Source organism: Neoroseomonas soli (assembly GCF_018129065.1).
Taxonomy (GTDB): domain Bacteria; phylum Pseudomonadota; class Alphaproteobacteria; order Acetobacterales; family Acetobacteraceae; genus Neoroseomonas; species Neoroseomonas soli.
Genome location: NZ_JAAEDM010000056.1, coordinates 1 through 11,837 on the forward strand (window position 1 = coordinate 1; position 11,837 = coordinate 11,837).

At 71.1% G+C, this 11,837-nt stretch carries 13 protein-coding genes; 1 reads left to right on the forward strand and 12 read right to left on the reverse strand.

Translation table 11 applies throughout. The features are described from left to right. Positions 1-721: lytic transglycosylase domain-containing protein (locus GXW76_RS17620; RefSeq protein WP_211863408.1), on the forward strand; the 721-nt coding region annotated here is incomplete at its 5' end. Here the strand turns inward: GXW76_RS17620 and GXW76_RS17625 are convergent. The 12 genes from GXW76_RS17625 to GXW76_RS17680 all read right to left on the reverse strand — a co-directional run bounded on the left by GXW76_RS17625 (position 681) and on the right by GXW76_RS17680 (position 11,751). Further along, complete coding sequence (locus GXW76_RS17625; RefSeq protein ID WP_211863409.1) at positions 681-1,874, reverse strand: glycosyltransferase family 87 protein; 1,194 nt, start codon at positions 1,872-1,874, stop codon at positions 681-683. The genes GXW76_RS17620 and GXW76_RS17625 overlap by 41 nt on opposite strands. 19 nt (positions 1,875-1,893) lie before the next feature. Then, on the reverse strand, positions 1,894-2,661 hold the full coding sequence (locus tag GXW76_RS17630; protein WP_211863410.1) for a tetratricopeptide repeat protein: 768 nt from the start codon (positions 2,659-2,661) through the stop codon (positions 1,894-1,896). Then, on the reverse strand, positions 2,658-3,617 hold the full coding sequence (locus GXW76_RS17635; protein ID WP_211863411.1) for a type II secretion system F family protein: 960 nt from the start codon (positions 3,615-3,617) through the stop codon (positions 2,658-2,660). The genes GXW76_RS17630 and GXW76_RS17635 overlap by 4 nt, the downstream gene beginning before the upstream one ends. Positions 3,618-3,621: 4 nt before the next feature. Next, positions 3,622-4,578 (reverse strand): type II secretion system F family protein, encoded by a 957-nt coding sequence (locus GXW76_RS17640; RefSeq protein ID WP_211863412.1) that lies wholly within the window; start codon positions 4,576-4,578, stop codon positions 3,622-3,624. A 2-nt stretch (positions 4,579-4,580) separates the two neighbouring features. After that, positions 4,581-5,912, reverse strand: a complete 1,332-nt coding sequence (locus tag GXW76_RS17645; protein WP_211863413.1) for a CpaF family protein — start codon at positions 5,910-5,912, stop codon at positions 4,581-4,583. Positions 5,913-5,947: 35 nt separating this feature from the next. Further along, complete coding sequence (locus GXW76_RS17650) at positions 5,948-7,183, reverse strand: AAA family ATPase (RefSeq protein WP_211863414.1); 1,236 nt, start codon at positions 7,181-7,183, stop codon at positions 5,948-5,950. Continuing rightward, positions 7,173-7,508 (reverse strand): hypothetical protein, encoded by a 336-nt coding sequence (locus GXW76_RS17655; protein WP_211863415.1) that lies wholly within the window; start codon positions 7,506-7,508, stop codon positions 7,173-7,175. Before GXW76_RS17655 ends, GXW76_RS17650 begins: the two co-directional genes overlap by 11 nt. Positions 7,509-7,513: 5 nt before the next feature. Beyond that, the gene (locus GXW76_RS17660) at positions 7,514-9,751 is read right to left on the reverse strand and encodes a type II and III secretion system protein family protein (protein WP_211863416.1); all 2,238 of its coding nucleotides are present in this window, start codon (positions 9,749-9,751) and stop codon (positions 7,514-7,516) included. Then, complete coding sequence (gene cpaB, locus GXW76_RS17665; protein WP_211863417.1) at positions 9,748-10,608, reverse strand: Flp pilus assembly protein CpaB; 861 nt, start codon at positions 10,606-10,608, stop codon at positions 9,748-9,750. The genes GXW76_RS17660 and cpaB overlap by 4 nt, the downstream gene beginning before the upstream one ends. 3 nt (positions 10,609-10,611) lie before the next feature. Next, positions 10,612-11,121 carry an A24 family peptidase gene (locus GXW76_RS17670; RefSeq protein WP_211863418.1) on the reverse strand — a complete coding sequence of 170 codons (510 nt, stop codon included), beginning with the start codon at positions 11,119-11,121 and terminating at the stop codon, positions 10,612-10,614. Between the two features lie 43 nt (positions 11,122-11,164). Continuing rightward, positions 11,165-11,389: a Flp family type IVb pilin gene (locus GXW76_RS17675; protein ID WP_211863419.1), complete on the reverse strand. Its 225-nt coding sequence runs from the start codon at positions 11,387-11,389 to the stop codon at positions 11,165-11,167. Positions 11,390-11,550: 161 nt separating this feature from the next. Next, positions 11,551-11,751, reverse strand: coding sequence for a Flp family type IVb pilin (locus GXW76_RS17680; protein ID WP_211863420.1), 201 nt, complete (start codon positions 11,749-11,751; stop codon positions 11,551-11,553). Positions 11,752-11,837: the final 86 nt, after the last annotated feature.

The window sequence follows — 11,837 nt, forward strand, 5'->3', positions numbered from 1 at the left end:
GGCGGTGGCACCGCCCGCGCGCTCCGACAGCCCCTGGGACGCCTGCGCGCAGGCGATCGCGGCGGCCGAGCCGGGTTCAGGCCTGCCGCCCGGGCTGCTCGGTGCCATCGCCCGGGTCGAGACCGGCCGCCGCGCCCCGAACGGCGGCGTGCAGCCCTGGCCCTGGTCCTACAACGCGGCCGGTGAAGGCCGCTACGCGGCATCCCGCACCGAGGCGCTGTCCGAGGTGCAGGCGCTGCAGGCGCGCGGCGTGCGCTCCATCGACATCGGCTGCATGCAGATCAACCTGCTGCACCACCCCGATGCCTTCCCGAGCGCCGATGCCGGCTTCGACCCCGCCACGAACGTCGCCTATGCCGTGCGCTTCCTGAAATCCCTGCACGCCCGCACCGGCGACTGGGCGCAGGCGACGGCGCAGTATCATTCAGCGACGCCCGAACGCGGCCTGATCTACCACCAGCGGGTAATGGCGGCGATGAGCGGCCAGGGCTTCGTGCCCGGCCCGGCGCCAGGCGTGATCCCCCTCCCCGGCCCGGCCATGGCGGGGCTCTGCGCCTCCGGCCGCGGGGCGGTGCTGCTGCTCGGCGCGCAGGCGCCGACGCTGCACCCGGTGGTGGCCGTCCCGGCGGTGGAACTGCGCCTGCGCGGCCGGCAGGCCGCCGGCCCTCAGCGTCCGCGCATCATGTGCCTGCGGACGTCGAACCGCCCCTCGCCGGGCTGAGCCGCGAGGCACGGTCCCGCCGCCAGGCCAGGGCGAGGATCAGCAGCCACGAAGCAGGCCCGACGAGCGGGTGCGGCTGGATCGCAAGCAGCGCCGGCAGGCCGCAGGCCAGGACAATCAGTCCCTTCTCCCGCGCCAGGAAGCCGTCGCGCAGCCCGGCGCGGGCAAGGAACAGCGCCGCCATCGCGATCGCCGGCATGTCGTAGCCCCAGACATAGGGCGTGGCGAGAAAGGCCGCCGCGATCGCCGCCGCCGCCCGGCCTTCCTCCGGTCCTTCCGGCCGGCGCAGCCACAGCCGCAGCGCCGCGGCCGCCGCTGCGAGCGCCACCGCCCCATGCAGCAGCACCGCGAGCCCTTCCCATCCGGTCGCGCGCATCACGAATGCATGCACGGACTGGATGCGCGGCGAGACGTCCTGCCCCGCCGCCAGCATCCGCGCCGCATTACCGCTGCCCGAGGCGAGGAAGGCGGTCCAGGATTCGCCCCCGAAGGCGAGCGAGGCCGCCGCAGCGAGGAGGAGTGCGGTCACCGCCGCGCTCCCGAACGCCCGCCAGCGCCCGCCCGCCACGAGCAGCAGCGGAAACAGCAGCCCCAGCTGCGGCTTGATGGTCAGCAGGCCGATCGCTATGCCCGCCGCGGCCGGCCGACGATCCAGCAGCGCCAGGCTCGCGCCGAGCAGCGCCGCCGTGAGCAGCCCGTTCTGCCCGACCGAGGCGGTGAACAGCACCGGCGGCACGGCGAGCGCGGCCGCCACCGCCGCGGCACGGGGCAGCACCGCCCACGCCGCCAGCGCGAAGGCGAAGCCAGTGGCCAGGATCCAGGCCAGCCAGCCAGCCCTGTATGGCAACTGCGAGAAGGGTATGACCGCGAAGAAGTAGCCCGGCGGGTTCAACCAGCCGAGATCGCCCGGCGGCGGCCGCCCGATGATCGCGGCCTGCGCCGCGTGCAGCGCGGCCCAGTCGTAGGCCTGCGCCGCCTCACCGGCCATGGCGAGGCGCCCGGCGGCATGGAAGGCGAGGTAGTCGCCAACCGGCGCCTCGCCCGCCCGGTAAACGATGCCGGCGACCACGAGCGTACCGTACAGCGCCGCGATCAGGCTGCCGGCGACCAGCACGCGCCCACCCTTCAGCCAGGCACCCCCGGCCGGCGTCATGCGCGACGAGGGTCCGGCCTCAGCTACGGCCGTCCGCGGGGGTGACCTCGATGACCTGGCGGTTCACGCGCAGGGTTTCGGCGACGCCGCTCAGGTCTGCCTCGGAATCGCCGAGCACCGAGCGCGCCGCCGCCTCCTCCCCCGTCGCGGCGAGGGAGATGGCGTAGTTCGCCGTCACGCGCTGCGGTGCATCGGAACGCCGCGCGAGCGGTTCGAGCACCGCGCGGGCTTCGTCGGGCCGTCCGTCGAGCAGCAGCGAGAGGCCGAGATTGTTTGCCACCGAAATCGAATTCGGGTCGAGCGACTGCGCGCGGCGATAGGATTCCTGCGCCTCCGGGTGGCGCCCCATGAGGTCGAGCGCGACACCACGCCCGTCGAGGGCGGGGACGCTACGCGAATCGGAGGTGAGAACGCGGTCGAAGAGGTTCAGCGCCTCTCCTGCCGCACCGCTGCGCAGCCGGAGGCGGCCGAGTTGGACGAGCAGGAAGCGATCGCCCGGACGCCGCGCCACGGCCTGCGCGAGCACCTGCTCCGCCTGGGCGTGGTTGCCCGCGCGCATCAGCGCCGCGGCGAAGCGGGCCTGTGCCTCCATGTTGTCGGGGTCGTTCGCCGCCGCCGCGCCGTACATCGAAAGCGCGACATCCATCTGGCCGGAGGCCTCGGCCGAGGCAGCGATCCGCATCCGGGATGCGGCGTCGGGCGCTCGTATGCCGCCATCCGTCGCGCAGGCCGAAACCAGGCCGGCGAGAAGCACGAGGCCCGCATGGCGGAAACGAAGGGCGGTCATGGCTGCATTCCGGAGAAAAGACCCTTCGAGAGTTCAAGCACGGAAGGGCCGACCAGGGCGATGAAAACCGCGGGCATGATGAACAGGATCAGCGGGATGACCAGCAGGGCCGGCAGGCGGATCGCCTTTTCCTCGATGCGCAGCATGCGGTCGGTGCGCATCTCGGCGGCGAGCGTGCGCAGCGCCTGGGCGAGCGGCGTGCCGTATTTCAGCGTCTGCGAAAGCGTACCGCCGAGTCGCTTGAAGCCCTCGAAGTCGGATCGCTGGGCGAACCGATCCAGCGCCTGGCGTCGGTCCGGCAGCATGCGGAGTTCCTGCACCAGCACGAGGAAGGACAGCGCAAGCGGACGGTTGCTGGCCTCGATCTCGCGCGCCACGCGGTCGAGGGCGGTTTCGATGCCGAGACCCGCCTCCGCCGTCACAACCAGCAGGTCGAGCGCGTCCGGCAGGCCTTTGCGCAGCGCCTGCTGATGCTTCCCCTTGAGATACATCAGCGCCATGTTCGGCCCGAAGATTCCGAGGAAGATGCCGACGAAGACGGTGAAGGCCATGCGTGGCGCGCTGAAGCCTTCGATCTGGCTCCAGAGGAAGGCGAGCAGCGGCAGGCTGACCATCAGCACCGCCTTGACGCCGATGAAGGTCGGCAACGCCGCGCGCGGATTGAGTCCTGCGGAGGCGATCGCCATCCGGAAGTCCTCGAGGTCCTTCTCGGAGACGAAGGCGGTGTTGCGCAACGCTTCGCCGATGCGCCGGAAGGGTGCGGCCGCGGCACTGATGCCCGCGCGCCCTTGCGCATCCTCGGTGAGGTCAGGCCGCAATAGGCCCTGGACGCGCATCGAGACGTCCTTGTCCTCGGCGCTCCGCGCGAGGAGGATGGCGGCGGTGATGGCCAGCGCCACGGCGCCGACCACCGCGAGGATCGCCAGCAGCCCGGTATCGAATGCCATGCCGTCCATGGGGTCAGTCCTGGCCGGCGCGCTTGATCATCCAGCGGATGACCAGGAAGCCGAACACTGAGAAGCCCAGGCCGATCAGCGCCAGCTTCTGGCCTGCCGGGCTGGAGAACTGGTCGATGTAGAAGGGCTGGATCTGCGACATGGCGAGCGCCGCGAGGAAGGGCAGCACCATGAGGATGCCGGCCTGGAAGCGGGCCTCCGCTGCCAGCGCCTTGGCCCGCTTGGCGAGCTGCACGCGCTTGCGGACGATATCGGCCAGGTTGTCGAGCGTCTCCGCGAGGTTGCCGCCGGTCTGCGCCTGCATGCCCAGCGTGACGGCGAGGAAGGAGAATTCAGGCAACTGCGTACGCTGGTAGACGCGCATCATCGCCTGGTCCACCGGCCGGCCGATCGCGACGTCGCCCAGCATGCGGGCGAATTCGTCGCGCAGCGGCGAGGCGAGCTCCGAGGCCACGCTCCGCATCGCCTCCCCCACCGGCAGGCCTGCGCGCACGGCACGGACCATCAGCCCGATCGCATCCGGGATCTGGCGGAAGACCTCGTCGATGTAGCGGGCGTGCTGGTACGCGAAGGCGAAGCGAATCACGCCGAGACCCGACAGCACACCGACAGGGATGGCGAGGCCGATGCCGATGAAGCGGATCAGGTTGAAGCCGGTGAATACCCCGACGACCGCGCCGAGCACGACGACGACCGGCCAGGGTACCAGCTGCTCCTGCGGCAGGTCGGGATTGTAGCGCAGGAAGCGCAGGATGCGCTCGACGAGGGGCCGGCTTTCGCCCGTCTGCAGGCGGATGCTGGGCAACCCCGCGGTCACCGCGTCGCGCAGCTGCACCGCGCCGGCGCTGGCGACACGATCCTTGAGGCGCCGTGCCTGGCCTTGCTTCACCAGGGTGATGAGTCCGGTCACCAGCGCGATCGTCAGGATCGCGCCGACGCCGAGAAGGATGCCACGATCCATGGTCAGGCTTCCTGGAGCGCGCGCATCCAGGGATCGAGCATGCCGAAATAGTTGAGGCGCTCCACGAAGGCCGGCCGCATGCCCGGGGAGACCCAGGAACCGCGCAGCCGTCCGTCGGCGTTCTCGCCCTCGTACTGGAAGGTGAAGATGTCATTCATCGTGATGACGTCGCCTTCCAGACCGCAGATCTCGGCAATCTGGGAGACGCGGCGGCCGCCGTCGCGCATGCGTTCGATCTGCACGATCAGGTCCACCGCGGCCGCGATCTGCGTGCGGATGGCGCGCGACGGCAGCGCGGTCTGTCCCATCATCACCATGTTCTCGACACGCGTCAGCGCATCGCGGGCGGTGTTGGCGTGCACCGTACAGAAGGAACCGTCATGGCCGGTATTCATCGCCTGCAGCATGTCGAACGCCTCGGCGCCGCGCACCTCGCCGACGATGATGCGGTCGGGACGCATGCGCAGGGCGTTGCGAACCAGGTCGCGCGCCGTCACCTCACCGCGACCCTCAAGGTTGGCATGGCGCGTTTCAAGGCGCACGACATGGGGCTGCTGCAGCTGAAGTTCCGCCGCATCCTCGATGGTGACGACGCGTTCGCCATGGTCGATCAGGCGCGACATGGCGTTGAGCATGGTCGTCTTGCCCGAGCCCGTGCCGCCCGAGATGATGACGTTGAGCCGGCAGCGCGAGCCGATCTCGAGGATGCGCTGCACCTGCGGCGACATCGACCCGTTGGCGGTGAGCGAGGCCAAGTCGTAGCGCTTCTTGGCGAACTTGCGGATCGAGATGCAGGGGCCGTCCAGCGCGAGCGGCGGAAAGACGATGTTGACGCGGGAGCCATCCAGCAGGCGCGCGTCGCAGAGCGGGCTCGATTCATCGACGCGCCGGCCGACCGTGGCGGCGATCTTCTGCGCGATGGCAGAGACCTGCGCCGAGCTGCGGAAGCGCACGTTGGTGCGGATCAGCTTGCCCCGGATCTCGACGAAGACGTTGTCGGGGCCGTTCACCATGATGTCGTTGATGCTGTCGTCCGCGAGCAGCGGCTCAAGCGGGCCGTAGCCCACCATGTCGCGGGCGATCTCCTCCGCGATGCGGGACTGGTCCCGCGCGGAGATCTCCATGCGCTCGCGGCTGGCGAGTTCATGCACCAGCGCGTCGAGCTGCTGACGCAGGGCCGCCGCCGGCAGTTCGCCCGCCACGACCGGGTCGATCCGCTCGAGCACCAGCGTGCGCAGGCGCGCGAGTTCCGCGCTATCCGAAAGCGCGATGTCACCCGCGGAGATGTTGATCGAGCGATGCTCCATCTCCCCCTGGAGGGGAACCGGAAGCATCGGGCTGGCATCGCTGCGGCGGCCGAATGGGCGCATCAATCGCCTCCCCGTCCGAAGAGCCGCGCGAAGAAGGAGCGCGACTGGTTGGCCGTGCGGACCGCCGAGATCTCCTGCGAAAGCTTCGCGAGCGAGCGGCGGAACACCGCACTGTCCTTGAGCGCCGGCCGGCCGAGGTTTGCTGCGCGCGGCAATTGCCGCGGCAGGTCGGGGATGACCACGTCGGGCGGGCCGCCGATGCCTTCCGAGACCAGCTTGATCGGCAGGTAGCCGCGCCGCCCGAGCCCGTTCAGCACGGTGATCACCCGGCCCGCCGCGCCGGTCATGGAGACAAGCTTCTTGACCGAGACCGTGTCGCGGATGCTGGCCACGTCCGGCCCCAGCACCGCCACCACGTGCCGGGCACGCTGTAGCACGGCGCGCTCCATCGGCCCGGGCGGGATGGGCACGTCCACCACGACGTGGTTGAAGCGCTGGCGCAGCATGTCCACGACGCGGCGCACGCCGTCCTCGGTCGGCCGGCACTCGGCTTCCATCGGCTCCTCGGCGGCGATCAGCCGGATGCGTTCGCCGATCGGCACGCTGACGCGGTCGAGGAAGAGCGCATCGACGCGCTCCGGTTCCTCGAGTGCCACGCGCAGGCCGGACGTCACGCGGGCGCCGAGCATCATCGCCGCCGTGCCGCCCTGCAGGTGCAGGTCGAGCAGCGCGACGTGACTGCGCGTGATTTCCTCGAGCTCAAGGGCCAGGTTCACCGCGATCGTCGTCGCACCGACGCCGCCGTGCACGCCGCACACCGCCGTCACCTGGCCGCCGCGGTCCTGGCCGACATCGCCGCTGCCCTGGATATGCGGCGCAAACAGCCGCGTCACGTTGTCGCGGGTCAGCGGCTTGTGCAGATACTCATGGACGCCGACGTTGCGGGTGATGTCGCGGTAGAAGCCGATCTCGGTCCGTTCGCCCACCACCAGCACGCGCACGTCCGGCGTGCAGACGCCGGCGAGGTCGTCGAGCGCGGCAAACGGGTCGTCCACGCCGCTGATATCGACGATCAGCACGCGCGGCGTCGTCTCCTTCTCGAGCACCTTGACCGCGGTGCGGACCGTGCCGCGCCGCATCTGCGCGCCGAGCACGTCGCCGAGGCCGCCGCGGATCGCCGCCTCGCTCGCTTCGTCAGCGACGAAGACCATGAGCGCCGGGCGGTCGGCCGACATGACCGCGCCGCCACGACCCGCGTCGGGGACCTCGCCGACGGGCATGCGCTCAGCGGCCACCACCACCTCCGGACGATGCGCCAGCGGCACCGCCGCCGCCCCCGCCGCCCACCTCGGACAAGGTACTGACCGGCAGCGCCGGGCGCTGCCCGGCCTGGAGTTGCCGCACTCCTGTCGCGCCCGCGTCGCCGCGGTCAGTCGCTGCCGCAGCGCCGCGGGTCAGGTGCGCCGGATCGGCGATCTGGGCGCGCAGGTTGCGCTCGTTGATCCCCTCCGCCTGCCAGGTGCCGGCCCGGTCGATATCGCTCGGCGGGAAGTAGGTGTCGGGCGCGCAGGCGCCGAGTGCCAGCGCAAGGCCCAGGATCGCTGTCGTTCGCCGTGCCATGCCGGTCACTCCACGATGAAGCCTGCCGCCGCTGGCGGCCGGATCTGGCGGTAAGGCGCACCGGACCCCGTCTGCCGCCGCAGCAGCACGCGCTCGAGGTCGGTCGCCGGGCGGAAGCTGTCGAGCGGCGTCGCCAGCGCCTGCGGGTCGGAGACCGGCCGCACGAGGTAAGGCGTGATGATGATCACCAGTTCCGTCTCGTTCCGGCGAAAGCGGTCCGAGCGGAACAGCGTGCCGAGGATCGGAATGTCGGCCAGGCCCGAGATGCCGTTGTTGTTGTAGCCGCTCGTACGGCTCAGCAGGCCGGCGATGGCGAAGCTCTGGCCGCTGCCGACCTCGATCGTCGTCTCCGCGCGCCGGACCGTCAGGCCCGGGATGCGGACCGTGCCGCCGGCGACCGGGAAGACCACGGAATTGGACTCGGACAGTTCGCTGACCTCCGGGCGGACCCGCATGTTCAGCCGCTCGGGCGAGAGCACCGTCGGGATGAAGGCGAGGCTCACACCGAACTGCTTGTACTCGACGGTCAGCGCATTGCTGTTGTTGGACGCGGCCATCGGCACCGGGAATTCGCCGCCGGCGAGGAACGACGCGACCTCGCCAGACTGCGCTGTCAGGTTCGGCTCCGCCAGGATGGTGACCAGGCGGTCCTGCGCCAGGGCGTCGATCAGGCCGTTGATGTCCCAGCTGCCGCGGTTGTAGCCCGCGCCGATCAGGCCGCCGGTCGTTGCCCCTGCACCATTCAGCGCGCCGAGGATCCCCCCGACGGCCTGGCCGGCGAGCGTGCCGGCGATGCCGCTGCCGGTGCGCAGGCCGACGGTCCAGCCGTTGTTGTTGAAGACGGCGAGCCAGTTGAAGCCGAGATCGCGCGTGATCTCGCGCGAGATCTCGGCAACCCGGACGCGCAGGTTCACCTGGATGCCCGAGAGCAGCGTGAGGTTGTTGATGACCTCCCGCGCCTCGCCGCCCATGGACTTGGCAATCGCTTCTGCGCGCTGCGCATCGGCCGCCGAGGGCACCATGCCGCTCAGCGCGATCGCGCCGCGGCCCACCATCGAGACGCGCACGTTCTGCCCGCCGCGCACGAGGCGACGGATCATGCTCTGCACCTGGCCGGCCGAGACCGCGGGCACCGCGGCGACCGGCGCCACCTGACCCGGGACCGCGCCGGTGGACTGCACCGTGATGTCGAACTCGGCGACCAGCGAGCCGTCCTCGCGTGTCGCGATCAGGTTCGTGCGGCCCGCATTCACGCCCATGATGAAGAGGCTGGTGGGCGAGGCCGGCTGCACGCGGGCGATGCGCGGGTCCGCGACCAGCACAGTCAGCGCGGGAGCCGGGAGTTCCACGAGCCGACCGGCGCCCTGCTCGAGCACCAGCGGCCGCGTCAGCGTGGCGCCGGGCTGCGGCGCCATCACCTGCGGCATGCCGGGGATGGCGGGTGCCGTCGGCACGGGCTGCGCCTGCGCCTGCCCGACGATCGGCAGGCCGGACTGGACCGGAATTGCAAGCGGCGTGCTCATGCGCGGCCCGGACGGCGGCAGCGATTGCGCCATCCGGACCACGGCGGGCGCGGGCGCATCGGCCTGGACCGCCAGCGGCGCGTCGCTCACCACCGCGGATCGGACGGAAACACCGCCATCCGAAGGCGCTGCGCTCGCCAGCACGGCCGGGCGGCTACCCGCGCGCGCCGGCGGCGGCAGGCGCGTCGCTGCCGCGAGGTCGGCGAGCACGCCCTCCGCGGTCGGCGCAGACTCGGTCCGCATCGGCTCGGGCGAGGTGCCGCCCTGCGCCGGGTCGAGGATGTCCACGACCAGCTTGGGGCCGTGGTGGAAATGGCGGAAGCGGGCACCCTCGCGCGCCGTGATCCGCACCGAATCGCCCTCGGCGGTGACGCCGAGGACATTGCGCGGAGCCCCGCCGGGCAGTGCGATGCGGCCCGACTCGGTGAAGCGGATGACCAGGCCGTTGCCCGTCGTCTCCGCCTCGTACGCCGTGCGCGACGGCCAGTCGAAGACGACGCGCCCGTAGCCGGGATGGCTGCCGGTGCGCACGCCGACCTGCGGCCCTGCGGCGCTCGCCGGGGGTGGCTCGCTGGCCTGCGCCGGCGGCAGCGCGACTCCGGCCAGCAAGAGCATCGAGAAGGAGGCCAGGACTGGAACCAAGCCGCCGCGCCCCGCGGACCCGCATGCGTCGGCCGCTGCCGTCGCGCCGCGGACCGGCGTGTGGTGTGCCAGACTCATCGGAAAGTGACCTCCTGCTGGGAGCCGCCCTGAATGATGCGCATGCGAGTCGTGGGCGCGGGGGTCTGCGGGCCGGTGAGAGCCGACGAGACGTCGGAACCGAATACGAGGGAGGGACGCGGCCCGGTCGCTTCCGGCACGCCCTCGATCGCCCGCACGACGAGGGAGATGCGACCGAGTTGCTGGGCCACGGCGAGCCGTTCGGCCTGCTCGGGCGTCACTTCGAGAGTGACGGTCCGGGCCACGACTCGGGCTGCGGTCGTATCCGTACCGCTATGACTGATCTGCTGGTCCACCGCGATCACACGCACGGCTGACAGGATGGTCTCCCCGACCACGCGCCGTCCAGGTGCATCTGCGCCCGCCGCGAGGTTCTGCGTGAGAATCATGTCCACCTCGTCGCCCGGCCAGATCAGGCCCGAGGCGCCGGTGACGACATCGACCCCGATCGAGATGGCGCGCGTGCCAGGCCGCAGCACGGCGGCAAGGAAGCCGCGGTCGCGTGGGCGCAGCACGTCGGTGTTCAGCAGCGGCTGGTTCGGATCGATGAAGCGGCGCAGCAGCGCGCCGCGCAGTTCCGCAAGCGAACCCGCGCCACTCGTGAAGGCGCCGTCCGGCACGGCGTCTCCGGTGACCTCGATCTCGCGCAGGTCCTCATCCTTCAGCAGCGTGCCGATGGACAGCGGCCGCGCCGCCACCAGCATGCGCACCTTCGGCGCGGGCGCCACGACGGGTGGCGCCTCGACCCGGGCGACCTGCTGCGGCCCGCCCTGCGGCTGCATGAGCTGCAGCGCGAGGATGCCGAGGCCGGTGGCGCTCAGGAGGAGGGAGAAGACGACCAGGAGCCGCAGGAACATGGGTCAGGCCCTCGGCAAGGAGAGAAGGACAAGGATACCGCCGACCGCGATCGCGACGGCGTAGGGAAGCGGGCCGCGGCGCCGCACGCGCCAGGCCTCGACCGCCATCACCCGGCGCAGCAGCGTGCCGCCGCCGACGACGCGCGTCTGCGGCACCACGTAGCGGCCGAGGATGTAGGCGAGGCCCAGCACGCCGCCCGCAAAGACGGTGGCGACGATGAACGTCCAGGTGTCTGCCGGGGCAAGCCCGGCGGCCATCGCGCTGATCAGCTTGACGTCACCGCCGCCGAGCGCGCCGCGCGCCGCGAGCGGCAACAGCGCCGCGAAGAGAGCGCAGCCGACGAGAAGCGAGACTCCCGCCTCTGCCCAGCCCTCCGCCAGGCGCGCCACCAGGCCCGCGATCAGGATGACGATGGAAACCGTGTCGGGGATGAGCCGCGTCGCGACATCCCGCGCGGCCGCGAAGCAGAGGAGAGGTATCGCGACGACCTGGAAGATCAACAGGCCGCTCATGCGGCAACCCTCCTAATTCGTGAATACCTCCCGGGACGCCGGGTCAGCGACCCGACTGGTTCAGGGAGGATTGCCCGTCCAGCAGAGCCTGGCCGGCAAGCCCGAGCGCGCCGCTCAGCGGATCGCCGATGACCATGACCGCCGCACCGACCACTATCACGATGCCGACCGCGAGGATGGCATACTCGGCAGCGGTGACGCCGCCGCGGTCGCGCAGGACGCCTGCGATCCGCGCCGCCAATTGCCGGAAACCCGTCTCCTGCGTCATCGGACGCGACCCCTTCCTCGGAGCGACGCGGTCGTCAGCCGCCATCATGGCGGCTCAACCCGGTATTGCACTGCACGATGCCCCTCGCCGGGGACATCGTGCAAGACGGGCGCGCCGCGGCCTGCGCCGGCGGCGCCCCCGGATATCACCCGATCAGGCTATTACCGGGCGATCGAGCTCTGCGTCGTGGTGATCTGGGTGCCGATCGCGCTGAACGCGTTCGAGAGCGGCCCCTTGAAGGCGAGCACGGCGCCGCCGACCACGATCACGATGCCGACCGCCAGGATGGCGTACTCGGCGGCGGTCACGCCCTTCTTGTCGGAAGCGGCATTACGGATGGAGGCCAGGAACTTGCGAATCATCTCGATCCCCTTCGATGCATCTCAAAAACGAGCTCTTTTCTGCACCACCCCATCCGCACCCGCTCGTCTGGGTTCCCGCGGCCGGA